The sequence below is a fragment of the Myxococcus sp. XM-1-1-1 genome, assembly GCF_020037095.1.
Lineage (GTDB): Bacteria > Myxococcota > Myxococcia > Myxococcales > Myxococcaceae > Myxococcus > Myxococcus fulvus.
This window is the reverse complement of sequence record NZ_JAIQDH010000040.1, coordinates 13,299-39,396: the sequence shown is the minus strand read 5'-3', so window position 1 is coordinate 39,396 and position 26,098 is coordinate 13,299. Positions and strand designations below refer to the sequence as shown.

Here is a 26,098-nt window from a genome sequence, read left to right as displayed (position 1 = left end):
ATGCGCCTTCGCCTGCTCCTGTCCGTCGCCGTGCTCGTGTCGCTCCCCGCCTTCGCCCAGCCTCCGGTGTCCCCGGTGGGGCCGGTGTCGCCCACGACGGGCCTGGTGCTGAGGGACGACGTGGTGCGCGCCCTCATCTCGGAGAGCTCCGGGGACCGCATCCATGACGGTGTGCAGCGACTGTCGCTGCTGGCCCGGGACAACGCGGAGGGCTACGGGCAGGCGGCGGAGTGGGTCGCCGCGAGCGCGAAGGCCGCGGGGCTGCGGGACGTGCGCGTGGAGCCGATGAAGGAGGAGCTCCAGTGGCGCGCCACCCGGGGCGAGCTGTGGGTGTCCGGGCCGCACCGCTACAAGGTGACGTCGCACGCGGACCAGCCCATGGCGCTGGCGCTGCGCAGCGGCAGCTTCGAGGGCAAGGCGCTGGAGCTGGTCGACGTGGGGCAGGGCAACCAGGACTCGGACTACGCGGGCAAGGACTTCCAGGGCAAGGTGGTGCTCACGCGGGGGCACCCCGTCGCGGTCCTGCGCCGGGCGGTCGGGAAGCTCGGCGCGGTGGGCGTGCTCTCCTCGTACTCGACGCCGCCCTGGAACCAGCCGCATCGCATGGATGGGGACTTCCCCGACCAGATTGGCTGGGCGGTGGTGCCGCCGGGGATTCGGCCGGAAGGGCAGCCGGCGCCCTTCCTGTTCATGCTCACCGACCGCCAGGCGCGCGAGCTGCGAGCGCAGCTCCTGACGGGCCCGATGAAGGTGGACGTGAGCATCGCCACCGAGACGAAGCCGGGGCACTACTCCGTCGTCAGCGGCGTCATCCCCGGCCAGCGCTCGGACGAGGAGATTGTCCTCACCGCGCACCTGGACCATTACAAGCCGGGGGCCAATGACAACGCCTCGGGCGCGGCCACGGTGCTGGAGATGGTGCGCACGTACACCACGCTCATCCGGGACGGCGTGCTGCCGCCTCCGGTGCGCACCGTGCGGGTGCTGTGGCTGCCGGAGTTCGAGGGGACGCGCGAGTGGTTCGAGCGCCACGGCGCCGAGCCGGTGCGGCGGGTGGCGCACTACAACTTCGACATGCTCGGCGCGAGCCTGACGAAGGTGCACTCGCGCTTCTCCGCGTCGTACACGCCGGACTGGCTGGGCAGCTTCGTGAACGCGGTGACGGAGTCCACGGTGGCGTTCATGAACCGCTTCAACGCGGTGACGTATCCGTCCCGCAAGGACTTCCGCATCGGCTCCGTCACCGGCTCGCGCGAGCCGATGGACATGCACCTGGAGCGCTATGGCCGGGGCTCGGACCACCAGCTCTTCAATGACCACGGCATCCCCGGCGTGGCGTTCTCCACCTGGCCGGACGACGCGTATCACACGAGCGGGGACCGGCCGGAGAACGTGGACCCCACGCAGCTGCACCGCGCGGCGTTCGCGGGGCTGGCCTCCATCACCGTGGCCGCCTGGGCGGAGGGCCCGGGGGCCCTGGAGCTGGCGCGGCTGGTGTCGGTGCACGGCGCCCGGCGCGTGGCGGAGGACGAGTTCCGGGCGCGCAAGGACCTGGCCGCGGCGCCCGCCGAGCAGGTCGCGGGCACCTACCGGCTCGCGCGCGCGGTGGTGCGCGCCGCCTACGCGCGGGAGCGCGAGGCCTTGCGCTCGTGCCAGCCGTTGGGCGCGCCGGCCGCGTCGGTGAAGACGCTGACGAAGCTGTTGGACCGCGCCGAGGAGCAGGCGCTGGAGCGCGTGGAGGCGGATGGCAAGGCGCGAGGTGTCTCGCTCAAGGAGCCCGCCGTGACGGAGGCGGAGCGCCGCGCCCGTGCCTTCGTCCCGCGACGGGTGAAGGGCAAGGAGCTGGCCTCCTTCGATGAGCTGGCGGGCAAGGTGGCTCCAGCGGACCAGCCCCGGGTGGACGCGGTGCGGGCCGCGTTCCGGGACGCCGCGTCGGCGCTGCGGGAGCAGGGGGAGGGCGAGCTGCGCTTCTACCAACTGCCGGATGCCATCGCGAGCTACGCGGACGGCCGTCGCTCCGTGGCGGACATCCGCGACGCGGCCTATGCGGAGTACGGGTACGTCTTCCCGGTGGAGGCGCTCGTGGACCTCTTCGCGCTGCTCGAGCAGGGCGGCATCATGACGAGCACGCGCTGAGGCACGAAGGCCCCCGCGACTCGGGGGCCGTGGCGCCGGACTACAGCGACAGGCGCTTGTCGGCGAAGGTCATCCCGGGAGCGCCCACGTCCTTGAGCCAGCTCGGCGGCTTGGGGGCGGTGAGGGCCGCGGTCATCGTCTCGAGCCACTGCGGGAAGGACTCGAAGTCCGGCATGGCATCCTCGGGGTTGTGCCACGCACCGGTCGCGAGCACGCGGGCGCGCGGCTGGTCCTGGTGGTGGTAGTAGATGGGGTACTCACCATTCGGGCCCGGCTTGCTCACGTCGAAGCACCACACGGCCTCGCCGCCCGCCTCCGCGAAGCCGACCAGGTGGTTGGTGGAGAGGTCCACGCCCTCCTCGATGGAGACGCCCTCCGGCAGGTGGACCAGGTCCTCGTTCGCGCTGGCGATGTCCTCCGCGTCGTAGAGCCAGAAGCCCACGTCCAGGCCGTCCGCCTGGAGGTTGCGCTCCGCGATGCACAGTCCCAGTGCGAGCGCCTCGCGATAGCTGGGGGGCGGCGTCCAGCGCAGGGTCCCGAAGTGCGGCTTCACGACCTTCACCAGCGCGTCGGCCGAGATGGGCTCGGAGAGGGTCAGCTCCAGCAGCTTCGACTGCTTCAACGCCTCGATGGACTGGGAGACCTGTTTCATGCGCGCGGACGCTAGCCCGCGACCCGCGCGAAACCAACGACGTCCGGCCTGGGCGCCGCGTGACGTCGGGCGCGGGACATCACGGCTCCAGGCGCGCGTGAATCATCGCTTCGCCGGCTGTGCGAGCCACGTGTCGATGCGTTCACGCAAGGGCTGTGGGGCGCCATCCAAGATGGCCAGCTGCTTCGCCTCGGTGGCGAGCCGCGCCGCGCGAGCGCGGTCCCTGCCCGACTCCCAGAGGGCCCGCGCGAGCATGAAGCGCGCATCCGTGCGCTGACCCGGCAGAGGGCGCGCATGCTCCCAGCCCGCGACGGCGCGCTCCAGGGGCGCGATGGCCTCCGCGGGGCGATGGAGCAACAGGTAGACGCTCCCCAGGTCCAGGAGGGACGCGGTCCACCGCTCGTCGGCGTCGTCCGGCAACGCCAGCTGGAGGTCGACGGCCCGTTGGAAGAAGGGCAGCACCTCCTCATGGCGCTGCTGTCGCATGAGCGCGCGCCCGAGCAGCCGCAGGGTGGAGATGAGGATGGGGCGCTGGGGCCCGAAGAGCTCCTCGCGGATGGCGAGCAGCTGGCGGAAGTGCTCCTCGGACAGCCGGTAGTCGCCTTGCTGGAGGCGGAGCACCCCGAGGTTGCCGTGGATGACGGCCGCGCCGTGGCTCTTGGGGCCGTCCGTCTTCTCGGCGATGGCCAGGGCGCGCGCGTAGATGGGGAGCGCGTCCCGGAAGCGCTCCCGCACCACGAGCGTCGAGCCCAGGTCGTTGAGCGCGTCGTAGACGCGGGGGTGCTCCGGGCCCAGCGTGCGCTCCAGGATGGCCAGGGCCTCGCGGACCGTCTGCTCCGCCAGGTCCAAGTCGCGCGCGTCCTGCTCCGCGTTCGCGCGCTGGGGCACGAAGGCGCCGTCCCGCAGCACGGGGACGAGCGCCAGCCGCACGCGAGCCACCTCGGGGTGCTCGTCGCCGAGGGTCCGTCGGGTGATGTCCACCGCGCGCTCCAGTGTCACCCGGGCCTGGGCCAGCCGGGCGTCGCGCCACTGGCTGACGCCGAGCTCCAGGAGGACGTCCGCCACCTCGAGGCCGTTGGCGCCGAAGGCCTGCTCCGCCAGCAGCAGGGCCTGCTCCTGTTGGGCCGCGGCCTCGGGGTAGTGCCGCTGCATGCGCAGCAGGGTCCCCGAGTAGGTGAGGAGCTGGATGCGCGCCAGGAGGTGTCCGTCCCCCAGGCGCTCCAGCGCCGCGGCGGCGCGGTCCTTCCATCGCGCGGCCAGCTCGTACTCGTCCAGGCCGATGCAGGACACACGGACCAGGAGTATCCATGCGCGGGTCGCCACGGCGTCCTGGCGCGTGGCCTCCGCGGCGTCCAGGGCCTCGAAGAGCGCGCGCTCGGCGCCTCGCCAGTGGCCGGCGCCCTCGCGCAGCTCGCCGAGGAGCAGCGAGAGCTCCGCGAGCGCGGGTCGATGCCCGGCCTCCTTCGCGACGCGCGCCGCCGGCTCCACGAGCGTGAGGCCCTCCTCGTAGCGACCGGTGGCGAGGAGCGCTCGGCCCCGGGCCAGGGCCGACCGGTGCGCCGGGGCTCCCTCGTCCGCCGTCTCGTGGGGTGCGCCTGGGGCGTGTTGTCCGGCGCAGGCCGTGACAGGCGCCAGTCCCGTCGCCGCGCGGTGGGCCTCGTCCACCGTCCTCGCGTTCGCCTGGGACAGGAGCGTGGTGAGCGCGGAGACCTCCGCGAGCCGGTTGTCGAGGCAGCGCATGCGCCACCCCAGCACCGCCTCGGTCGGCGCCTCGCGGACCTGGGAGGCCCGACAGGTGTCGGTGCGCATCCGCTCCCAGGCGGAGGTATAGGCGTCCAGCTCGCGGCGGACGCGCTCCCAGGCCACCTGGGCGTAGGGCCTGCCGGTGGCCGTGAAGGCGGCCTGGATGCTGGCCTGCTGCGCCGGGCCCCAGACGTGGGTGAGCTCCTCCTTCGCGCCGTCGCAGGCCCGGCGGGAGTGGAGGACATGGGTGAGGCCCACGGCCAGGGCCAGCAGCGCCCCGCCCCCCGCGACCCACAGTCCGCGTCGTCGACGCGCGGTGGGGTCCTGCCCCAGGGCGTCCAGCAGCGCGGTGAGGGTGGGGAAGCGCTCCGAGGGCGTGTCGGCGAGCCCGCGCGACAGCACGCGGCGCGGCCATGTGGGGACGCGCGAGCCCGAAGGGAGGGGCGCGAGCTGTCTGGCGCCGGGCGGCGCTCCGCCCGTGAAGGGCTGGACGCCGTAGAGGGCCTCGTGGAGCGCGACGCAGAAGGAGAACTGGTCGGCCGCCGGACTCGTGAGTGAGGCGTCCTGGAGCACCTCCGGCGCGGCGTACGAGCACCGGAGCGGCGCCTTGCGCTTCGACAGGCCGAAGCCGGTCACGTGGACGCGTCCCTCCGCGCTGACGCGCAGTTGGTCGGGTCCGAAGCCTCCGTGCGCGATGCCCACCGCGTGCGCCGCCGCGAGCCCTCGCCCCGCGTCGATGAACACGTCGAGCACCTGTCGCGACGTGCGCGGCGAAGCCGACAGCCAGCCGGCGAGGGTCTGGGGCTCCACCCGCTCCATGGCGAGGAAGACATGGGGCCCGAACGTGCCCACGTCGTAGATGGCCACGACATTGGGATGGGAGACGCGGGCCCGCGCCTGGGCCTCACGCAGCAGGAGGGCGCGCTCCTCGTGCTCGGCGTCGGTGCCTGGTGCGCTGCTGGTGCGCAAGAGCTCCAGCGCGACGCGGCGCTCCAGCTCCGGGTCGTAGGCGTCGTACACGACGCTCACGGCGCTGGCGGACAACACCTCGACCAGCAGATAGCGGCCGACCGTGGCGCCCTTCGCGGGAGCCCAATCCTCGGAAGGCGTGAGGGCGGAGTCGGGATGCCTCTCACCGAGAGGTGGAGGCGATGCAATCCAGTACAGCGGGTCACCATCGTGTGACATCACCAGGGCATGCCGTCCCAGCTTCAGCGTCTCTTCGAGCCCCGTGACAGGCGCGTAGAAGACGCGCTCGCTCCGGGGGGGCGCGAGGACACCCTCGGCGCTCAGCACGTATTCAGGGAACACGTCCTTCATCTCCACTGGGGCGTGGAGGAGGAGCACCACGTACGCGTCGCGCCGGAGGCCGGCCAGGATGTCGGAAGGCTGGAGGTCATCGCTTGTCGCGACGACGGGAGCCCGGGTCTGTTGATAGGTGCCCGTGCGCGGGTCGAAGTCGAAGATGGCGAGCGCCGCGGGCCGCAACGAGGGCAGGGTGCTCGTCAAGAACCGCTCGACGGCGGTCCATCCAGGATGCCGCGAGTCGGCGGACAGGGCCCATTCCTGGTACGTCCGCTCGCCGTCCACTGGCCGCATGTGTTCCTTATGGGGCATGGGGCGAGGACCTCGCAAGCCGTGGTGAAGACAGCCCCGCGGGTTTCACCACGAGATATCGCCTGGACATGATTCCAATCGCTTGGCGAGACCTCCCACCAGAGGAAGACCTGGATTATGTCTCGCGTCAGGTCAAACCCGGAGCGCACCCGTCGCTCCCGCCCGAGCTGAAGAGCCCGGACTCCTCGAAGGATTCGCCATGAAGCTCGCCTCCTTGTTCCCTGCTCCCCTGCCGACGGCGCCCAGCATCGGGCTGCTGCTGCTTCGCCTCGTCGCTGGCATCGCGTTCATGTTCCACGGCTGGTCGAAGATCCAGAACCCGTTCGGCTGGATGGGCGCCGAGGCCCCCGTGCCGGGCATCCTCCAGGCGCTCGCCGCGCTCTCCGAGTTCGGCGGCGGGCTCGCCTGGGTGCTGGGCCTGCTCGTCCCCCTGGCGTCCCTGGGCCTCTTCTTCACCATGGCCGTCGCGACTCACGTGCACGCCGTGGTGAAGGGTGACCCGTTCGTCGGCCACGCCGGCAGCTATGAGCTGCCCCTGCTCTACCTGGTCATCGCGGTGGTGCTGATGACCGTGGGTCCCGGTCGCTTCGCCCTGGACACCTGGCTGCGCAAGAAGCTCGGCTGAGTCCGGGCAAGGCTCGGGGCGCTCGCATGCCAGGCGCCCCTCAACCGCCCCCCGCGCCGCTTCGCAGGAGCAGGGCGGCGCGCTTGATGGCGGCGCGGATGCGGACATAGGTGCCGCACCGGCAGACGTTGTCGCTCATCGCCGCGTCGATGTCCGCGTCGGACGGGTGGGCGTTCTTCTTCAGCAGCGCGACGGCGGCCATGATCTGCCCCGGCTGACAGAAGCCGCACTGGGCCACGTCCTCCGTCATCCAGGCCTGCTGCACCGGATGCAACCCCTGTGCGCCCAGCCCCTCGATGGTCATCACCTCGCGGCCCTGCAGCGTGCCCACCGGATGGATGCACGGCCGGAACGCCTCGCCGTCCAGGTGGCTGGTGCACGCGCCGCACACGCCCACGCCGCAGCCATACTTCGGCCCCGTCACGCCCAGCACGTCGCGCAGGACCCACAGGAGCGACAGGTCCTCGGGCGCCTCCACCGACACCGTCTGACCATTGAGGATGAACTGATGGGCCGGCATGCTCAGACTCCCTCGTCGAGGATGGGGAAGCGGGTGGGCATGGTGCCCCGGGCCCGCGCAATCGCGTTCGTCAGCGCGGCCGCGGCGCTGGGGTAGCCCAGCTCACCCACGCCGCCCACGCGGTCATCCGAGCGCACCAGGTGCACCTGGATGTCGGCCGGGACGTGCTTCATGCGCATCCAGCGGTAGTCCGCATAGCTGCTCTCGCGCACCGCGCCCGCGTCGATGTGGATGCCCGCGCTCAGCGTGGTGGACATCGCGTCCACCGCCGCGCCCTGGAGCTGGGCCTCGATTCCCTTGGGGTTGATGGGCAGGCCCACGTCCGCGGCGATGACGATGCGCAGCACCCGCGGCGTCCCTCCGGTGACGTCCACCTCGATGAGGTGCGCGATGGCGCTCCCCCACTCCTCCAGCACGGCGACCCCCTGCGCCACCCCGGGCGGCAGCGCGCGCCCCCACTGCCCCTCCGCCACCACCTTGTTCAGCACCGCCTTGAGCCGGTTCGAGTCGAGCCGCTCGCGACGCAGCGTCACCGGGTCCACCTGGAGCTCTCGCGCCAGCTGGTCGACGAAGACCTCGTTCGACACGCCGACCTGGCTGGTGAACACCGAGCGGAAGGACGCGGTGGGAATCGGGATGGAGATGTCGCGCAGCTCGTGGCTCACCTGTCCGAACGAATAGGGGAGCTTCTGCGACAGCGCGAAGAACACCGCGCCGGTGACCTCCGGGAGCACTTCTCCGACCAGCGCGGTGACGACGTCGCCGAAGCCGTGCGGCACCTCCAGGGTGGGGATGGCGGCGCGGTGGTGCCAGCCCAGGATGCGCCCGCCCAGACCCAGGTGGGCGAGGATGCGGTGGTGGCTCGCGGGACGGAAGCGCCCGTGGCGCATGTCATCGTCCCGGCTCCACATCAGCTTCACAGGCTTGCCGATGGCCTTCGACACGAGCGCGGCCTCCACCGCCGCCTCGTTGAAGAACCTGCGGCCGAAGCCACCGCCCGCGCGCACGGTGTGCACCGTCACCTTCCACGGCGTCAAAGCCCAGCCGAGCGCCCGCGCCACCTCGCGCTGGGCATGCTTCGGGTCCTGCGTCCCCACCCAGACCTCCGCCAGTCCGCCCTGCACGCGCGCCACGCAGCTCTGCGTCTCCATGGGGGCGTGCGCCAGGTAGGGGAAGTCGAATCTCCCCTCCAGCGTGCGCGTCGTGAACAACGGCGGCAGGGGCCGCGCGCCGATGCCGTCGCGCAAGCGCGTGCGGATGTCCGCGTCGGACAGCGCGCTGGCGGGGCCGGGCGTCCAGGTGATGCGCAGCGCCGCGCGGGCCGCGAGCGCCTGTCCGAAGGTCCGGGCCACCACCGCCACGCCGGTGCCCAGCGAGACCACGTCCACCACGCCGCCCATGGCCCGCGCCGCCGCGTCGTCGACGGTGCGGACGGTGCCGCGCAGCGTGGGAGGTCTCGCCACCACCGTGGGGAGCGCCTCGGGGAGGTCGAGGTCCAGGGCGTGCCGGGTCGCCCCCGTGACGATGTCCCGCGCGTCGATGCGCCCGGTGGGCTGGCCCACCAGCGTGTACTGGCTCACCGGCTTGGGCTGCGTGGAGACCAGCGGCAGCACCACGCGAGCGGCATCCTGCGCCAGCTCGCCATAGCCGGCGCGTCGACCATCGGGCGCGCTCACCACGCCCCGCGCGGTGGTGAGCGTGGGCGCCAGGACCCGCCAGCGCAGCGCCGCCGCCGTGACGAGCCGGGCCCGCGCGTCCGCCGCCGCGGCGCGAAGCGGCCCGGACAGGAGGCGCATCGTGGTGGACATGCCCGTGAGCTGGGTGAACCAGCGCGAGTCCGCGTCCTCGTGGAGGATGGAGACCGCGTCGAGCGCGACGTCGAGCTCCTCCGCGACGAGCATGGCCACGGCGGTGGTGATGCCCTGGCCCATCTCCGTGCGTGGAAGGGTGGTGGTGACGCGTCCGTCCTCCTGGAGCGTCAGGTAGAGGTTCATCGTCGCCGCCGCCGTCTCCTCGGGCTGCGCGGCCTGGGCCGTGGGCACGTCGAGCCCCAGCCGGGCCGCAATCATCAACGTGGGAGAAGCGACGACCCACGTCAGGAAGCGACGGCGGTCCAATCCTTCGGAAACGGGAGCGTCTGACCCGAGCGTGTCCGCCATGGCCAAAGCATGGCACACCGAGCATGTGAGCCCAATGGCCTGCCAGGTCGCTCCATCAGCCGTTGGACACGTGTGTCGTTCAATGAGGACAGAGCATTCTCCTGTCCACGGCGTGGCTTGTTGGCAGATGCCTTATTGGCGAATCACGTCCTGGATGAAGCGGCTCAGCGCATCGGCCATCTTCGCGTGTGTGGCGGCGGACGGATGCCAGTCCTCGGCGACTCCGTCCACGGACGGATTCTGCACGGCCATGACATGGCGGTGGACGCGCGTGTCGCCCTGTTGATGGCGCTCCGCGACCAGCTCGGTGAGCCAGTCGCCCACGTGGACGGAGGTCACCTGGCCGCCCTGCTCGTGCTGCTTGTAGCCATCCGTCATGCTGCCCAGCGTACACACGAGGTGTGCTCGCGGATGCAGCGTGCGCAGGCGCGTGAGGAACGTCCGATAGGCGGACTTGAAGGCCGCTTCATCCGGGAGGAACACGTCGGTGCCGTGACCGGCGAGGGTGTCGTTGCTCCCGGCGTTGATGACAATCACGTGCGGTGATTCACCGGAGGAATCCCAGGGCGCGCTGTGGCCGGGGACCGCGAGCTCGTAGAGGGCGGGGACCAGTCCCGTCGTCGACAGGTCCAGGTTGCGGTACACGCCGTGCCCCGAGTGGCAGATGAGCGAGGCCTCCGCGCCCAGCTTCCGGGCCGTGAGCCATGCGTAGGCTCGCGTGGGGTTCTCGTTCTTGGAGGTGAAGGTCGGCGCCCGCCAGGAAGGGGAGGGCGGGATGATGGCAACCTCGGAGCCGTAGCCGCAGGTGATGGAGTCTCCGACGAACTCCATCCGCAGCGCCGCGCGGGGCGGCGGCTCCCGGAGCTCTCCGTGGACCTCGAGCGCCTCGAGCGTGGTGACGCCCACGGAGGTCTCGGTGCGCTTGAGGACCTCCACCGTGTGGAGCCCCAGCGGGAGCCCGGTGGCGAGCGGATAGGTGGCCGCGCCGCTCTTCACCTCCAGCTTCTGGGGCGCGCCCCCGTCGACGATGACGTCGAAGTAGTTGGTCTTCGTGTCGCCGCCTGGCCCTGCGTCGTCGAGGCGCATGCGCAGGGCATCGCCCCAGAACCGCACGCGAATCGTCACGCCGGGATGGGAGAAGACCACGCGAGTCCCGGAGCGGTACGCGCGTCCGATGACCTGCACCCGCGAGTCGGAGGCGGGGATACCGAGCCATGAGGGCGTCTGGGCAGGGGCTTCCACGAAGGGCGCGGACTCCGATGAGACGAGGTGCGCGGCGTTGTCGTTCGGAGTCTGCGAGGACGACCGGCACGCGGTCATCGACATCGTGAGTCCGAGCCCGAGGGCCGGCAGGCCGCGTGAGTGTCCTCGGGGCTTCGGGGGGCGGGTGGGGGGCTTCATGGCTTCCTCCGAGAGTCCATCTTGCGCCGTGGGGCCGTGGAGGGTCGGGAGGTCTTGAACAACAGTGTCCAGCGCTCGCCATCGAAGAGGGAGGCGCCTCGGTGGCTCGCGCTCAGCATCCTCGTGCCATCCGGGCTGAGTCCGATGCGACCGGAGCACCTCGCCACGTCCGCCTTCATCCTCGGGTCCACCTCGCGCACGGGTCGCAGCCGTCCTTGCTGGGTCTTCACCCAAAGGCCCTCATGGGTCCCGCAGTAGAGCGCACCCGCGAACCACGCGCTGTCGCTGAACTCCGACAGGGGCAGCCCTCCCTCCTGGAGTCGCTTCCACTGCTTCCCCCGGCCGACCCAGAGAGCGCCCCGGTGGCCGGTGAGGTAGACGTTCCCATCACCGGCGCAGCACACCGTGTGCACCAGCGTGTCCTTGGCAAAGGGCAACTTCGTCCAGTCCTTCCCGTCGAAGTGCCAGACATCACCGAAGCCGCCCACGGCGTACAGGTCGTCGGAGGCGAAGCCATCCAGGTCGTTGAAGCCCGTGCTCCATCCCGCCTGCTTGTCCGTCGCGCGAGGGAAGGGCGCGCCCTTCGCGCTCGCCGCGAGCGGCACCCAGCGTTGCGCGCCCTGGCGGCGGAGGATTTCGCGGGCATCGGTGAGCGCGTAGACGTGGCGGCCCACGCGCTTGAGGTTCCTGACGTGGCCCTCGTGGTGCTTCAGGCGAGGTTTCCATGGCAGCGGGGGCGCATCCTGGGTGGGCGTGCCCCGGCCTGGACACCGGTAGAGCCGCCCGGCGGGGTCGACCGCGAGCAGCTCGAGTGAGGGAGAGATGGCCACCGCGCTGCGCACCGGACCGAGATTGAGCGCGTCCACATGGGAGAACCGCCGCGCGGCGGGCGCGTCCAGGTCGCAGCAGAGAAAGCGCGTGTCGGGGTCGAGGCTGAAGCCCGCCTCGCCTTCATCCAGGACGAGGGTGAAGTGGAGTCGCCCCGCATGGGAGATGGCGCAGTCATGGATGACGTAGCCGCGCAGGTGCCGGCTCCACGTCCTCGCGTCGAAGAGCATGTGCCGGCCGATTCTGCCTCGCCGCCCCTCCCGGGACGAGGCCGGGTCCATGGGGACGCGCCACCGGTCGACACGGTCCGCCCTGGGGGAGGGGGCGCGCTTCGTGCGCGGGCGCATTGAATAGCGCTCGCTCCCCGCCGTATAGGCGGATGCCCGTTTCATTCCTGGGCCTGGAAGGAACCGATACATCATGGGTGTGCGCTGGATGCTGGGCTGGACTCTTCCGTTGGTTGCCCTCGGCTACGCCGAGGCGTCGTCCCAAGCCGTGGTGACCCCGAGCACCCAGGGGGCCCCCGCGTCGGCGGCCCCCAAGCGCGTGGAGCTCTCCTATCAGGACCCGAGCTGCAACCCGGCGGAGGCGCAGCAGTGCCTGTGCGTGGGCAGCGTGGGCTCGGCGGAGTCCGCGCTGCGCGAGCTCGGGCTGGATGCGCAGGTGCTCCGCACGACGGGCGTGCCCTGCATCCGGGGCGACTTCGACCAGGACGGCGCGCCGGACTACGCGTTCCCGGGCAAGGGCTTCTCGTGCAATGGCTCGGTGCCCGTGCGCGTCCTCTTCACGAGCAAGGGGCTCGTGCGTGAGGTCCAGTCACTGCCCCGCGAGGTGAGCTGCCTCCGGCTCTACCTCCCGAACAAGAAGCCCGGCCGCCATGGCGTGCCCGCGACGAGCCGGGATGCGCTCGTGGACTGGGGCGAGGGCAACGCCACCTGGTTCTATCGCTATGATGGCAAGCGCTGGGACGCCACCCGCCACCTGTCCGAGTCGCACTGACCCGGGGCCCTCGCCTGCCTCAGGGCGGCACGCAGACGTTCAGCACCATCGTCGCCGCCTGGGCGTCCACGCTGCTGAAGGCGAGGTCGGGCAGGCCGTCCGCGTTCCAGTCCGCGATGAGCCCGTCGCGGGCGGTGCGTCCCCAGCCGGGCAGGGGACCCAGGGCGAAGGTGTTGGGCGTGGTCTGCATCACCACGCGTGCGCCGAACGGCTCGAAGGAGAAGGTGTCCGTGAGGCCGTCGGCGTTGAAGTCCGCCGTGAGGATGCCATTGCCCGCGCGGATGCCCAGGCTGTGCTTGGGCGTCAGCGTGGGCTGACGGGCCGAATCATAGGTGAGCAGTCCCACCTCGCCCCGGTCGATGAGCAGGCCGACGGTGCCCTGGCCTTCCAGGTCCGCGCGACCCATGGCGCGGTGCGTGTACTCGCCGGTGAAGGTCGTCTGTCCGGTGAACGTGCCGTCGCCATTGCCCCAGACGACGTACACCTCGCCCTTGTCGATGTTGGGGTTGCCCGGACGCAGGAGCGCCAGGTCCATGTGGCCATCCCGGTCCAGGTCGGCGGAGACCAGGGTGTGCACCTCGTAGTTGGCCGTCACGTCCACGGTGAGGCGGGGCGCGAACTTCCCGCTGCCCTGGTTGAGCCACACGCCGAGCTGGATTTTCGAGGGGGTGAACCGCTCCGTCGTCACCAGGTCGAAGCGGCCATCCTCGTTGAGGTCCACCGCGATGAGCTCCGCCTGCGTCCAGTCCTCGTCGTAGCGCTCCGCGGGCGCGAAGCCTCCGCCCGGCAGGCGCTTGAAGACGACGAGCTGGGGCAGCACGCCCGTGGACGGCGTCAGCGACGTGGTGAGGGCGGCCAGGTCCTCGCGCCCGTCACCGTCCAGGTCCACGGAGACCAGGTCCTGCACCCCGGCGGTGACCTTCTTTCCCGCGGGAGGCACGAACACGGGTGACAGCACGGCGGTGCTCCGCTCCGGGCTGCCCGACAGCGACATGAAGATGGCGTTCTTCTCGTTGCTCCCGGCGGCCAGGTCGGCGAAGCCGTCCGCGTTGAAGTCGCCGCTGGCGAGCCCGCCCGGGGCGCCCTCGAGCTGGAGGCTCTCCATCAGGGAGCTCGTGCCCCAGAGCATCTGGACGGACATGTAGCCGGTGAGCGCCACGTCCGTGAAGCCATCGCCGTCGAAGTCACCCGCGGCGGGCGCGTAGTGCTCGCCGTTGTAGCCGAGGCTGCGCGGCGTGGAGAAGGGCATGGGGCCGGCGCTGCCCGGCAGGAGGTTGAGCTGCCCGCCCGGGGCGCTGGTCCAGAACAGGTCCTGGCGGCCATCCCCGTTCATGTCGGCCAGCAGGGGCGACCGGACCGTCGAGCCGAACGGACGGGCGAAGGGCATCTCGGACGCGAGCGCCAGCGTCCCACCCGAGGGGCTGAAGACGCGGACCTTCTCGGGGTGGAGCAGGGCCAGGTCGTCCACGGCGCCGTCGTGGTCGAAGTCACCCGCCACCAGGTTTCCGTAGCAACTGGTGCACGGAGCGTAGACGGGGACCCGGAACGAGCCGGTGCCCGTGCCGTTGACCTGCACGATGCGGTTGTTGGCGCTGTCGAGCCGGGCGTAGTCCAGGTTCCCGTCCCCGTTGAAGTCGGCCACCACGGGGCAGTCGTACGTGTCGGAGGAGATGACGGTGGTGGGGGCGAAGAAGGTGCCGTCCCCCTTGCCGCGATAGAGCAGCGTCCGTCCCAGGTGGACATGGGCGAAGAGGTCCAGCTTCCCGTCGCGGTCGAAGTCCCGGGCGGTGAGGCAGTTGAAGCTGGTGGTGACGTTGGTGCCCAGCGGCGTCGACAGGGGCGCCTGGAAGGTGCCCGTGCCCTGGCCGAGGTAGACGGTGAAGCCGCCCGTCCTGTCATCGCTGTCGGTGCCCAGGATGGCGGCGACATCCAGCTTCCCGTCACCATTGAAGTCCGCCACCACGGGGGGCTCCGAGCTGAGGACGTTGCCGGCGCTGGCGGAGTTGGCCAGCCGCGTGAAGCCGCGCCCGGGCCCGCTGGCGAGCACGGTGATGTCGAACAGGTTGCCCACCAGGACGTCCTGGCGTGAGTCCCCGTTGAAGTCGCCGGCGCCCATGAAGTCTCCCCCCGTGGGGTAGGCGAACTGGGACACGGGCGCGAAGGACGGCGTCGCGCACGCCAGGGGCACGACGTGGCGGTGGAATGCCGGCGCGGAGGGGCGTCCGTCACCCGCGCTGTTCCGGGCCTTCACCTGGAACAGGTAGGTGGTGCCCGTGGCCAGCCCGGGCACCGTGGCCACGCGGGCGCTCGCCGGGACGGTGACGGAGCCGCCGCCGGGTGTGGCTGTGACGACGTACCCGGTGACGGGGTCCGTGGCGGGCGCGGAGGCCGGGTTCCAGCGCACGACGGCGCCCGCGGAGGTGGAGTGCACGCGCACGTCGGTGGGCGCGCGCGGCTGGGCGCGCAGCTGGATGGGCGCGGAGGTGGTGGCCGGGCCAGCGCCCACGCTGTTCGAAGCGGTCAGCGTGAAGGTGTAGGTGGCGCCGGGCGTGAGCGTGGAGAGGCGGGCCACGGTGGGCGAGGCTGGGAAGCTCTGGTCCACGCCCGCGGGGGTGGAGACGAGCCGGTAGCTGGTGACGGGTCGGCCACCGTCGTTGGCGGGCGGCTGCCAGTCCAGCTCGAGCTGCCCCGCGTGGTAGACGCCGGTGAGCTGGACGGGAGCCGATGGCGGCGAGGGGAGCGTCACGGAGGGGGTGGTGGCGGTGGCGCCCGTGCCCGACGAGTTCTGCGCGGCCACGCTGAAGCTGTACGTGGCGCCGTCGGCGAGGCCCGTCAGGTAGAGGCTGGTCGCCGTCGAGGACGCCTGCTGGGACACGCCCGTGGGGTGCGTGGTGACGACGTAGCCCGAAATCGCGGCGCCACCGTTGTTCGTGGGCGCGGTCCACCGCACCTCCGCCGCGCGGATGTAGGGCGTCACCGTGACGTTCTGGGGCGCGCTCGGCAGGGCGGCGACGCGGACCGACGAGCTGGTGTTGGGCGTGGAGGTCCCCACCGCGGTGGTGACCACCAGCGTGAAGGTGTAGCTCTGGCCGTTGGTGAGGCCGGTGACGAGCGCGGACCGCTCGGTCGTGTGGATGACCTGCCCACCCGGCGCGACGGTGACGGTGTAGCCCTGGATGGGCTGGCCGCCGTCCGACGGCAGGCTCCACTCCAGCTCCACCTTCTGGTCCGCGCCCTTCAAGCGGGTCCAGGTCGGCGTGGCCGGCAAGGAGAAGGTGCGCACGGCGGCGGACTGGGTGGAGGTCTGCCGGGTGCCATCCGCGTAGATGGCGGTGACGGTGAAGCGGTACTGCGTGCCATTGGCCAGGCCGGTGACGACCGCCGTTCGGGCGGCGGCGCCCGCGCTGACCTTGAGGCTGGAGGGCGTGGCGGCGACCTCGAACGAGGACAGCGCGCTGCCCGTGGTGGACGGGGTGTAGCTCCAGGCCACGGTCATCTCGCGGATGCCCGGCGTCGCCGTCACCCCGGTGGGCGCGGTCAGTGTCTCGGTGCCCGCGTCACTCCGGCCCGCGTCGGGCGTGCCGGCATCCTCGCGGCCCGCGTCCGGAGTCCCAGCGTCCGGAGCTCCCGCATCCGGAGTGCCTGCATCCGGAGTCCCGGAGTCCGCCTCACCCGCGTCGGTTTCGTCGGGCTTGCCCGCGTCGGCGGTGCCCGCGTCGGTCAGGAGGGAGTCGCCGGGGGCCTCGGAGGAGGACTTTCCTCCACAGCCCACGGCTCCGAAGCCGACGACAATCGTCGTGGTCAGCAGGAGGATGAATGCTCGCATGATGCCTGACTCTCCAGGGCGGGGGCGCCCAAGGGCGTTGTCCTCCTCAACGTCTCGTCCGGGAGAATGTCGCGACGAATCGGGTGCACGGGCGGCGAGCACCCACCGTCACGGTGACGGTCGGCTCCACGGGCCACGCGCGCGCCCCTCGTCCCGATTCCGCGCCACGTGGAGGGGGGCGCACCGTGGGTCGGGCCACTGTGCGCACCCGCTGCACATCCCGGTGGATGACGCGGTGGGCCGAAGTGCCGCGAACGACACGACGGTGTCCCCTCCAGGGAGGAGTCCTTGTGGGGGGCGGGATGTCCGCTCGTCTGGTTCTTGAAAAAAGCAAGCGTGCTTGCTTTTTTAGAAGGGCGGGATGCAGACTCGGGGCTCATCGGTAGGAGGGTGTGCTGGACGCCCGTTGGGTGCGCGCGCCGCGCCGGGGTGGCGCCCTCCCTTCGTCGATCTTTCTCTGGCTTTCGAGCCACCGAGGCAGCGCATGCAAGAGACCCAGGAACACCGCGCCATCCGTCAGACGGTCCGCAAGTTCGTCGAGCAGGAGCTCAACCCCCACGTGGACGCGTGGGAGGACGCGGAGCTGTTCCCGGCGCGGGAGGTGTTCAAGAAGCTGGGGGAATTGGGGCTGCTGGGCATCACCAAGCCCACGGAGTTCGGCGGGCTGGGGCTGGACGCCTCGTTCTCGGTCGCCTTCGCGGAGGAGCTGGGGCACTGCACCTGCGGCGCGCTGCCCATGGCCATCGGCGTCGTCACGGACATGGCCACGCCCGCGCTCGCCCGCTTCGGAAGTGACGAGCTGCGACGGGAGTTCCTCGCGCCCACGCTCGCCGGGGAGCGCGTGTGCTCCATCGCGGTGAGCGAGGCCGGCGCCGGCTCCGACGTGGCGAGCGTGACGACCACCGCGCGCCGCGACGGCGACGACTACGTCATCGACGGTGGAAAGATGTGGATTACCAACGGCATGCAGGCGGACTGGGTCTGCCTGCTCGCCAACACGGGGGACGGCCCGGCGCACGCGAACAAGTCGCTCATCATCGTCCCCATGGACCGGCCCGGCATCACCCGCGCGAAGATTCGCAAGCTCGGCATGTGGGCGTCCGACACCGCGCAGCTCTTCTTCGACGGCGTGCGCGTCCCGGTGCGAAACCGCATCGGCGACGAGGGGCGCGGCTTCGCCATGCAGATGCAGCAGTTCCAGGAGGAGCGCCTCTTCGTGGCGGCGAGCACCCTGGTGACGTTCGACCGGCTCATCGCGCAGACGGCCGAGTACGCGCGGGAGCGCAAGGCCTTCGGCCAGTCGATTCTCGACAACCAGTCCGTGCACTTCCGGCTCGCGGAGCTGCAGACGGAGGTGGAGGCGCTCCGCGCGCTCATCTACCGCACCGTCGCCCTCTACATCGAGAACAAGGACGACCCGCAGGTGGTGAAGCTCGCCTCCATGTGCAAGCTCAAGTCGGGGCGGCTCGCCCGGGAGCTGGTCGACGGCTGCCTCCAATACTGGGGCGGCATGGGCTTCACCTGGGACAACCCGCTGGCGCGCGCGCACCGTGACTTGCGCCTGGGGTCCATCGGCGGCGGCGCCGACGAGGTGATGCTCGGCATCATCAGCAAGGCCATGGGCACCCTGCCTCGCAAGTCGCGAGGCTGAGGTGCATGACGGGGGGGACCACTCGCGCGCCCGAGTCGGGCGGGAAGGAGCACACGATGGGACAGACCCCGGAAGCCGTCTACAAGCACATCAGCCGCGTCTCGCTGGGAGACATCCTCCGCCGCTCGGCGCTCCGGTGGCCGGAGCGCACGGCGCTCATCGACGGTGAGCTGGAGCTTTCCTACGCGGAGCTGGACCGGCGGGCCAACGCGTTCGCCCACCACCTGCTCGGCGAAGGACTCTCCCCGGGCGCGCGGGTGGCCATGCTCTGCGGCAACTCCGCGCAGATGGTCACCGCCTTCTTCGGAATCTACAAGGCGGGCCTGGTCTGGGTGCCCATCAACACGGGCCTCTCCGTGGAGGCCATCGGCTACATCCTCGAGCACGCCGAGGTGTCGCGGGTGGTCATCGACCTGGAGCTGCTCGCGAAGCCGGAGCTGCGCGCGATGCTCGACGCGCGGGGCCTGGGCCTCATCGTCTGTGTCCCCGAGGGACAGGCCGCGCCCGGAGGCGGCACCGTCGCCTTCCTCGACACGCTGAAGGGCCAGCACGGCACGCCGCCGGCGGTGGACATCGAGAGCACGCAGCTGGCGCAGATCATGTACACCAGCGGCACCACCGGTCAGCAGAAGGGCGTGATGCACTCGCACGCGTCCATCCACTCGGCGCTCAGCGGGAACCTGTTCGAGCTGGAGCTGCGTCCCAGCGACGTGACGGTGTGCGTGCTGCCGATGTTCCACTGCGCGCAGCACGCCGTCTCCGTGTCGTTCCTCATGGCGGGCGCCACCGTCATCGTGCGGCGGGTGTTCGAGCCCGGCGCCATGCTCGCCACCATCGAGCGGCGCGGCGTCACCTTCCTGTTGGGCCTGCCCATCATGTACGGCGCCATGCTGGCGCACCCGGCGCGTCCGACGACGAAGCTGTCCAGCCTGCGCATGTGTCTGTACGTCATGGCGCCCATGGCGCGCACGCTGCTCGTGGAGCTCCTGGAGAAGTTCTGTCCGGGCGGGTTCGCGCTCGCGTCGGGGCAGACGGAGATGTACCCGGCCACCACCATGTTCAAGCCCGAGCAGCAGCTCAAGCGGTTCGGCTCGTACTGGGGGGACTCGGTGGTGACGAACGAGACGGCCATCATGGATGACGAGGGCCGGCTGCTCGGCCGCGGCGAGGTGGGCGAAATCGTCCACCGCGGGCCGAACGTGATGCTCGGCTACTACAAGGACCCGGAGGCCACCGAGCGCGCGCGGGCGTTCGGCTGGCACCACACCGGCGACCTCGGCATGTTCGACGCCGACGGCCAGCTGCTCTTCGTGGACCGCAAGAAGGACATGATCAAGACCGGTGGAGAGAACGTCCCGTCCATCAAGGTCGAGGAGGTCCTCCTGCGCCACCCCGCCGTCCTGCAGGTGGCGGTGGTGGGCCTGCCGCACCCGCGCTGGGCGGAGGCCGTCACCGGCTTCGTCGTGCTCAAGCCCGGCGCCTCGGCCACGGCGCCGGACCTCATCACCCACTGCAAGCAGCACCTCGGCGGCTTCGAGGTGCCCAAGTCCGTCGTCCTGCTGGAGGCCATGCCGCAGACGTCCACCGGCAAGGCCCAGAAGTTCGTGCTCCGTCAGCAGCACGAGCGGCACTACCAGGACGACGCGGCGTAGCGGCACCCAGGCCTCGGACAGGGGCCTCCTCTCCCCGCTGTCTCCCCACGCAAACGTCGCCGCGGCGCACTCCGGGCCGCGGCGACGAAGGGAGTCACATGGACGGCCGGATGTGGCCCGGAGAGGAGACACACGTGCAGACGCGGACGCAGGACCCGACGGGGTGGGTGGAGCTTCTGGACCAGGAGGCGAGGGCGCTGGTGGCGGCGCTGGACGCGCACCCGGACGCGCGGCGGCTCTTCGACGGCACGCTCGACGAGGCGGGCTACATCCACTACCTCGTCCAGACGTACCACTACGCGCGCTGGAGCACGCCGATGCTGGGCGACGCCGGGCGCAGGCTGCGGCGGCTGGGCACGCACCCCTGGCTGGCGGAGCTGCTGCTGCGCAAGGCGGACGAGGAGCGCGGCCACGAGAAGTGGCTCCTGTCGGACCTGAAGAACCTGGGCGTCGGGGCGGAGCGCGTCGAGCGCGCGGTGAGGACGCCCGCGGTGGAGGCGTACACCGGCTGGAACTTCTTCACGTCCCGCTCGGGTGTGCCGACGGCGGTGCTGGGGACGGCGTACGTCCTGGAGTACCTCTCCCAGACGCGCGCGAGCGGCGCGGTGGAGCGCCTCATCGCCGTGGACGCCATCCCCCATATCCGCAAGGCGGTGACGTTCCTGCGCAGCCACGGCGCGCTGGACGAGGGCCACGTGGCGGAGATGAACACGGTGCTGCGCGAACTGACGGACCCCGAGGAGCAGGCCGCCGTGGTCCTCTCCGCGCGCGCCACGCGCAGCATCTACCCGGGCATCTTCCGGGAGGGCTGAAGCGGGCCTCTACCTCCGGGGAGGTAGAGACACCTTGCGCCTGGACGGCGATCCTCCGCCCTCAACCGTGGCATTCGAACCGGAGGCGACTTCATGCGCTACATCACCCAGATACGACTCGAGGGGGGCACGCTCCACGAGCACATCACCCGCCTGCGCTGGGTCGAGGCGACCCACGCGGGAGAGTGCAGCCGCGCGGAGCTGGTGCTGTGGGTCCAGAGGGGCGGGGATGCGCGGGTGCGCAACCGCCCCATGGACGTGAAGGTGGAGGTGGTCGAGGCGACGCCTCCGTACCTGCGCACGAAGGCGAACGGCATCTCCACCGACAACCTGCTCGCGCTCCCGCGCTTCTAGGCACGGGCGGCTCAGAGGGGCCGGTTGAGGTGGGAGGCCTGGTAGAGGAAGTCCGCGCGGTTGTCGACCTTCAGCCGGCCGAAGATGTCACGCACGTGCGTCTTCACCGTGTCCTCGGAGAGCCCGAGGTGCTCGGCGATCTGCTCGTTGGACCAGTTGCGCAGGATGCCCTGGGCGATGTCGACCTGCCGGTTCGTGAGCTGCAGGCGCATGTTCTGCGGGAGGGGAATCGACATGGGGACCTCGTTCATGGACAGGGCCCACTGGGCGGGGCCCTCGGGCTGGGGCAGTTCGATGAAGCGCACGACCAGGTACGTCTCGCCGCGCAGCGACACGAGCGGGTTGTGCTTGAGCCGCTCGTCCGGGGACATGCGCGTCAGGGCCTGCAGTCGCTCCAGCAACATGCCCGGGATGCCCGATGCGTGGAGGTCGGAGGGCGCGAACCACGTGTCCAGGAGCACCCTGGCGCGCTCCGAGCGCAGGAGCTCGCGGCTCGGCGGGAGCACCACCAGGAAGCCCGCGTCCGGCCGGTTGTAGAGCTCCTCCAGGAGCCGCGCGCCGCTCCGGGCCGCCTGCATGTCGCGGCAGTTGCGGATCGCGTTGGTGAGGTGGGGTGTGAGGCTCGTGAGGAGCGCGGCTTCGTGCTCGGAGAACTCCACCCGGCGGTCCCGGTACAGGGTGAAGGCGCCGAGCAGGGTCTCCTTGGCGGGCAGCAGCACGGCCATGACGTGCTCCAGCCTGAGGTCCAGCTCCTGGCTGCGCCGGTACAGCGCGCTGGCTTCCAGCGCCCTGCGCGGCAGCATCTGCGTGTCCCGGAGCACCACGTTGGGCTGCGCGAAGATGGGCGCACGCACGAAGTCCGAGTCGGCCCACCGGGGGTACTCGTCCAGCAACGTCAGCCGGTGGCCGGGGACCAGCCACTGGAAGTCGAGGGGCGGCCCCGGCGTCATCACGCACAGGCCCATGTGGTCCGCGGGGGTGAGCTCGAGCAGCGGGGCCCGCGTCGCTTCCAGGACCAGCGGCAGGGACAGGGAGCTGTGGAGGGCGGTGATGATTCTCTCCCTCAGTTCGAGTTCCTTCGACGTGAAGTGCATCGCCGTGAACGTCCTCGGGTTCGTGCTGCGCCTGGCTTCTTGAATAGGCGCGCGCCCGAGGGCTGTCGCTCACCCCTGGGGGGTAGGCCCCGGGCTTGACGGGTGGCCCCTGGCGAATGGTGTCGATGCCGCACAGCGGCATCCGTGCGCGTCACGCGGGGCTGCCTCCTGGTGTGACGTTGGAGTACAACCGGGCTGGTGGGGCGCTCGAGCGCAAGCCCCCTCCGACGTGAGCCCCGCGCGCAAGGACCTCAAGACATGAAAGCAACCCGGTGGTTCGGACTCACTTCCCTGTGTCTGATGATGGCCTCGAACGCCCTGGCCCAGGACGCGGCTCCCGCCGCGGCCCCTGCCGCCGAGGCTCCCGCCGCCGCGCCGGCCGCGAAGGCCCCCGCCGCCGCTCCGGCGACCGGTCCCACGGGCCGGTGGACGACCATCGATGACGAGACGAAGAAGCCCAAGTCCGTCATCGTCATCACCGAGCAGGACGGCAAGCTGTTCGGCAAGATTGAGAAGCTCTTCCGCGAGCCGACCGAGGACCAGAACCCCGTCTGCGACAAGTGCCAGGGTTCGCTCAAGGACCAGCCCATCATCGGGATGACCATCCTCCAGAACCTGAAGAAGGACGACGACGAGTGGACGGGCGGCACCATCCTCGACCCGGCCAACGGCAAGACCTACAAGTGCAAGGTCGCCGTCGAGGACGGTGGCAAGAAGCTGAAGGTGCGCGGCTACATCGGCATGTCCCTGCTGGGCCGCACCCAGCACTGGGTCCGCGCCACGGAGTAGTGGAGTTCGCCTGATGAGCCCGGCGGCGGGCTCCCCATCCGTGGGGAGCCCCCGCCATCCCTTCTTCCCATGGAGACCTGACGCAATGACCCGGAAACTCGCCATCAACGGCTTCGGCCGCATCGGCCGCTGCATCGTCCGCGCGATGTTCGAGCGAGGCATCAAGGACCTGGAGCTCGTCGCGCTCAATGACCTGACGGACGCCGCGACGCTCGCGCACCTGTACAACTACGACACCGTCCATGGTCGGGCCACGCACCGGGCCGAGGCGCGGGACGGCAAGCTCGTCATCGAGGGCCGTGAGATTCGCGTCGTCGCGGAGAAGGACCCGGGCAAGCTCCCCTGGAAGGAGCTGGGCGTGGACATCGTGCTGGAGTGCACGGGCCTGTTCACCGACAAGGAGAAGGCCGTCGCGCACCTGTCCGCCGGGGCTCGCAAGGTCATCATCGGCGCGCCGGCCAAGGGCCACGACGCGACCATCGTCCTGGGCGTGAACACGCAGGACTACGACGCCGCGAAGCACCACGTCATCTCGTGCGGCTCGTGCACGACGAACTGCCTGGCGCCGGTGGCGAAGGTGCTGCTGGACGGCTTCGGGCTGGAGCGCGGCCTGATGACGACGACGCACTCGTACACCAATGACCAGGCGCTGCTCGACGTGCCGCACCGCAAGGGCGACCTGCGCCGGGCGCGCGCCGCCGCGCAGAACATCATCCCCGCGTCCTCCGGCGCCGCCAAGGCGCTGAGCGAGGTCATCCCGTCCCTCAAGGGCAAGTTCGATGGTCAGGCGATGCGCGTGCCGACGATGGACGTCTCGCTCGTGGACCTCACCTTCGAGAGCACCCGGCCGCTCACCAAGGACTCGATTCACGCCGCGATGAAGGCGGCGAGCGAGGGGCCGATGGCGAACATCCTCGGCTACACCGAGGAGCAGCTGGTCTCCAGCGACTACCTGGGGGATGCGCGCTCCTCCATCTTCGACGCCACGCTCACCCAGGTGCTGGGCGAGCGCTTCGCCAAGGTCTTCGCCTGGTACGACAACGAGTGGGGCTTCTCGAACCGGATGATCGAGCTCTCCCAGCTCGTGGCCTCCAAGCTCTGACAGGAGCCGGACCATGAAGGACGCGAAGCGGCCGTATGTCATCTGCCACATGGTCTCATCGCTCGACGGGCGCATCGTCACGAAGGGGTGGAAGCTGCCACCCCGGGCGATGGCCGAGTACGAGCGCACGGCGGAGACCTACGCCGCGGACGCGTGGATGATTGGCCGCATCTCCATGGAGCCCTACGCCGGCAAGGCGAAGGTGCCCGTGCGCAAGGCGGGCGCGCCGATTCCCCGCGAGGACTTCATCGCGCGGCGCGACGCGGAGTCCTACGCCATCGTGCTGGACCCGTCCGGGAAGCTCACGTGGAGGTCGGGCTCCATCGACGAGGAGCACGTCATCACCCTCCTCACCGAGCAGGTCTCCGACGACTACCTGGCGTTCCTCCAGGCCAAGGGCGTCTCGTACCTGTTCGGCGGCAAGGACTCGCTGGACCTGAAGAAGCTGCTCGCGAAGCTCCGGAAGGTGTTCGGCATCCGCAAGCTCCTGCTGGAGGGGGGCGGGAAGATCAACGGCACCTTCCTGGCCGCGGACCTCATCGACGAGCTGAGCATCCTGGTGGCGCCCATCGCGGATGGCGGCGTGGGCACGCCCTCGCTGTTCGACGTGGAGGGGAAGCGGGGGCGCGCGCGGCACCTGAAGCGGGTCTCCGTCGAGAAGCGCGCGGGGGACTTGCTCTGGCTGCGCTACAAGCCGAAGCGCTGAGCGCGAGGCCCGGGCACTCCTGCTACGGTCCCCGGCGCCTCGCCTCCCCGAGTCCCCGGAGTACCGCACCATGACCGACCGGCTCATGTCCCTGGCCCACAACCCGTTCACCCGTGGGCTCGTGAAGGCCCTGGGCCTGCCCCAGCCCACGCGGCTGGCGCGGGCCGAAGGGGGCTGGGCGGCGCAGCCCTTCGCGAACCGCGTCGTGGTGCTGGGCGCGGCTCCGGGTGGCTTCGCCGCACAGGGCGCGCAGGCCGCGTTCACGAGCGGCGGCGCCCGGGTGCTGGATGGTCCTCCCTCGGACGCCTCCCAGCGCGTGGACGCGGTCCTCTTCGACGCCACGGGCCTGGGCGGGCCCCAGGACACGCGCGCCCTCTACGACTTCTTCCACCCGCTGCTCCCCCGGCTCGCGCGCAACGCGCGGGTGCTGGTGCTGGCGGCGGTGCCGGACGAGGCGCCGAGCCCCGCGGCCTCCGCGGCGGCGCGTGGCGTGGAGGGCTTTGTGCGCAGCCTGGGCAAGGAGGTGGGCCGCCAGGGTGTCACCGCGAACGTCGCCTACGTGGCGCGCGGCGCCGAGGCGCGGCTGGCCGGCCCGGTGCGCTTCTTCTGCGACGTGGGGAGCACCTATGTGTCGGGCCAGGCGCTCCACCTCTCCGGCGACGTGCGCGCGGCGTCGGCCGTGCCGCTGCACGCGGCGTTGAGCGGCAAGGTGGCCCTCGTGACGGGCGCGGCGCGTGGCATCGGCGCGGCGACGGCGGAGCGGCTGGCCCAGGAGGGCGCGCGCGTGGTGTGCCTGGATGTGCCCGCGCTCGGGGACGCGCTGAAGCAGACCGCCGCGCGCGTGGGCGGTGAGGCGCTCCTGTTGGATGTCACCTCTCCGGATGCGCCCGTGACGCTGGTGGCCGCGCTGAGGGCGGGCTCGGGCGGGGTGGACATCGTCGTGCACAACGCGGGCATCACCCGCGACCGCACGCTCGCGAAGATGACGCCCGAGCAGTGGGAGCAGGTGCTCACCGTCAACCTCGCGGCCATCGTGGCGATCGACGAGGCGCTGCTCGGCACCGGCGCGCTGCGCGACGAGGGACGGCTGGTGTACCTGTCCTCCATCAGCGGGGTGTCCGGCAACTTCGGCCAGACCAACTACGCGACGAGCAAGGCCGCGCTCATCGGCTACGTGGCCGCGCTCGCGCCCCGGCTCGCCGCGCGGGGCATCTGCGCCAACGCCGTGGCCCCGGGCTTCATCGAGACCGCCATGGTGGCGAAGATGCCGCTGATGACGCGCGAGGTGGGCCGCCGGCTCAACTCCCTCTCCCAGGGCGGACAGCCGCGCGACGTCGCGGAGCTCGTCACCTTCCTGTCGAGCCCGGGCGCCCACGGCGTGACGGGCAACACGGTGCGCGTCTGCGGCCAGGGGCTCATCGGCGCCTGAGGG

At 71.1% G+C, this 26,098-nt stretch carries 19 protein-coding genes; 11 read left to right on the top strand and 8 right to left on the bottom strand.

Annotated elements, in window-relative coordinates; translation table 11 throughout:
• A complete protein-coding gene (locus K8640_RS43005) occupies positions 1-2,136 on the top strand; it encodes a M28 family peptidase (RefSeq protein WP_305070722.1) in 2,136 nt (711 codons plus the stop codon).
• Positions 2,137-2,176: 40 nt separating this feature from the next.
• Here the strand turns inward: K8640_RS43005 and K8640_RS41070 are convergent, their stop codons facing one another.
• Both K8640_RS41070 and K8640_RS41065 read right to left on the bottom strand, forming a co-directional pair.
• Positions 2,177-2,788 (bottom strand): SMI1/KNR4 family protein, encoded by a 612-nt coding sequence (locus K8640_RS41070; RefSeq protein WP_223752056.1) that lies wholly within the window; start codon positions 2,786-2,788, stop codon positions 2,177-2,179.
• 102 nt (positions 2,789-2,890) lie between these two features.
• Positions 2,891-6,130: a serine/threonine-protein kinase gene (locus tag K8640_RS41065; protein ID WP_223752055.1), complete on the bottom strand. Its 3,240-nt coding sequence runs from the start codon at positions 6,128-6,130 to the stop codon at positions 2,891-2,893.
• A 217-nt stretch (positions 6,131-6,347) separates the two neighbouring features.
• Here K8640_RS41065 and K8640_RS41060 point away from each other — a divergent pair, with 217 nt between their 5' ends.
• The gene (locus tag K8640_RS41060) at positions 6,348-6,773 is read left to right on the top strand and encodes a DoxX family protein (protein ID WP_223752054.1); all 426 of its coding nucleotides are present in this window, start codon (positions 6,348-6,350) and stop codon (positions 6,771-6,773) included.
• A 40-nt stretch (positions 6,774-6,813) separates the two neighbouring features.
• Here K8640_RS41060 and K8640_RS41055 read toward each other — a convergent pair whose 3' ends face one another.
• The 4 genes from K8640_RS41055 to K8640_RS41040 all read right to left on the bottom strand — a co-directional run bounded on the left by K8640_RS41055 (position 6,814) and on the right by K8640_RS41040 (position 11,911).
• Positions 6,814-7,293 (bottom strand): (2Fe-2S)-binding protein, encoded by a 480-nt coding sequence (locus K8640_RS41055; protein ID WP_223752053.1) that lies wholly within the window; start codon positions 7,291-7,293, stop codon positions 6,814-6,816.
• Positions 7,294-7,295: 2 nt separating this feature from the next.
• A complete protein-coding gene (locus K8640_RS41050) occupies positions 7,296-9,452 on the bottom strand; it encodes a xanthine dehydrogenase family protein molybdopterin-binding subunit (protein ID WP_370640447.1) in 2,157 nt (718 codons plus the stop codon).
• A gap of 132 nt (positions 9,453-9,584) precedes the next feature.
• Entirely contained in the window at positions 9,585-10,694 is a 1,110-nt protein-coding gene (locus K8640_RS41045) for an SGNH/GDSL hydrolase family protein (protein WP_223752051.1), read from the bottom strand.
• 155 nt (positions 10,695-10,849) lie between these two features.
• Positions 10,850-11,911, bottom strand: a complete 1,062-nt coding sequence (locus K8640_RS41040; RefSeq protein ID WP_223752050.1) for a hypothetical protein — start codon at positions 11,909-11,911, stop codon at positions 10,850-10,852.
• Between the two features lie 190 nt (positions 11,912-12,101).
• Between K8640_RS41040 and K8640_RS41035 the strand changes: the two genes are divergently transcribed.
• Positions 12,102-12,680 carry a hypothetical protein gene (locus K8640_RS41035; protein ID WP_223752049.1) on the top strand — a complete coding sequence of 193 codons (579 nt, stop codon included), beginning with the start codon at positions 12,102-12,104 and terminating at the stop codon, positions 12,678-12,680.
• A 19-nt stretch (positions 12,681-12,699) separates the two neighbouring features.
• Here the strand turns inward: K8640_RS41035 and K8640_RS41030 are convergent, their stop codons facing one another.
• Positions 12,700-16,506, bottom strand: a complete 3,807-nt coding sequence (locus K8640_RS41030) for an FG-GAP-like repeat-containing protein (RefSeq protein ID WP_305070721.1) — start codon at positions 16,504-16,506, stop codon at positions 12,700-12,702.
• 484 nt (positions 16,507-16,990) lie between these two features.
• On the opposite strand from K8640_RS41030, the gene K8640_RS41025 reads away from it, so the two are divergent.
• The 4 genes from K8640_RS41025 (at position 16,991) to K8640_RS41010 (ending at position 20,975) form a co-directional block, all read left to right on the top strand.
• Positions 16,991-18,157, top strand: a complete 1,167-nt coding sequence (locus K8640_RS41025) for an acyl-CoA dehydrogenase family protein (protein ID WP_223752048.1) — start codon at positions 16,991-16,993, stop codon at positions 18,155-18,157.
• A 56-nt stretch (positions 18,158-18,213) separates the two neighbouring features.
• Positions 18,214-19,809, top strand: coding sequence for an AMP-binding protein (locus K8640_RS41020; RefSeq protein ID WP_223752047.1), 1,596 nt, complete (start codon positions 18,214-18,216; stop codon positions 19,807-19,809).
• Between the two features lie 110 nt (positions 19,810-19,919).
• Positions 19,920-20,621, top strand: coding sequence for an iron-containing redox enzyme family protein (locus K8640_RS41015; RefSeq protein ID WP_255653884.1), 702 nt, complete (start codon positions 19,920-19,922; stop codon positions 20,619-20,621).
• A 93-nt stretch (positions 20,622-20,714) separates the two neighbouring features.
• Positions 20,715-20,975 (top strand): DUF3892 domain-containing protein, encoded by a 261-nt coding sequence (locus K8640_RS41010; protein ID WP_141332259.1) that lies wholly within the window; start codon positions 20,715-20,717, stop codon positions 20,973-20,975.
• A gap of 11 nt (positions 20,976-20,986) precedes the next feature.
• Here the strand turns inward: K8640_RS41010 and K8640_RS41005 are convergent, their stop codons facing one another.
• Positions 20,987-22,069, bottom strand: coding sequence for a LuxR C-terminal-related transcriptional regulator (locus tag K8640_RS41005; RefSeq protein ID WP_223752045.1), 1,083 nt, complete (start codon positions 22,067-22,069; stop codon positions 20,987-20,989).
• Positions 22,070-22,327: 258 nt separating this feature from the next.
• Between K8640_RS41005 and K8640_RS41000 the strand changes: the two genes are divergently transcribed.
• From K8640_RS41000 to K8640_RS40985, 4 genes are all read left to right on the top strand, one after another.
• Complete coding sequence (locus K8640_RS41000) at positions 22,328-22,858, top strand: DUF2147 domain-containing protein (protein WP_141332257.1); 531 nt, start codon at positions 22,328-22,330, stop codon at positions 22,856-22,858.
• 85 nt (positions 22,859-22,943) lie between these two features.
• A complete protein-coding gene (gene gap / locus K8640_RS40995) occupies positions 22,944-23,960 on the top strand; it encodes a type I glyceraldehyde-3-phosphate dehydrogenase (RefSeq protein ID WP_223752044.1) in 1,017 nt (338 codons plus the stop codon).
• A gap of 13 nt (positions 23,961-23,973) precedes the next feature.
• Positions 23,974-24,666: a dihydrofolate reductase family protein gene (locus K8640_RS40990; protein ID WP_223752043.1), complete on the top strand. Its 693-nt coding sequence runs from the start codon at positions 23,974-23,976 to the stop codon at positions 24,664-24,666.
• Positions 24,667-24,736: 70 nt separating this feature from the next.
• Positions 24,737-26,095, top strand: coding sequence for a 3-oxoacyl-ACP reductase (locus K8640_RS40985; RefSeq protein WP_223752042.1), 1,359 nt, complete (start codon positions 24,737-24,739; stop codon positions 26,093-26,095).
• Positions 26,096-26,098 lie beyond the last annotated feature (3 nt).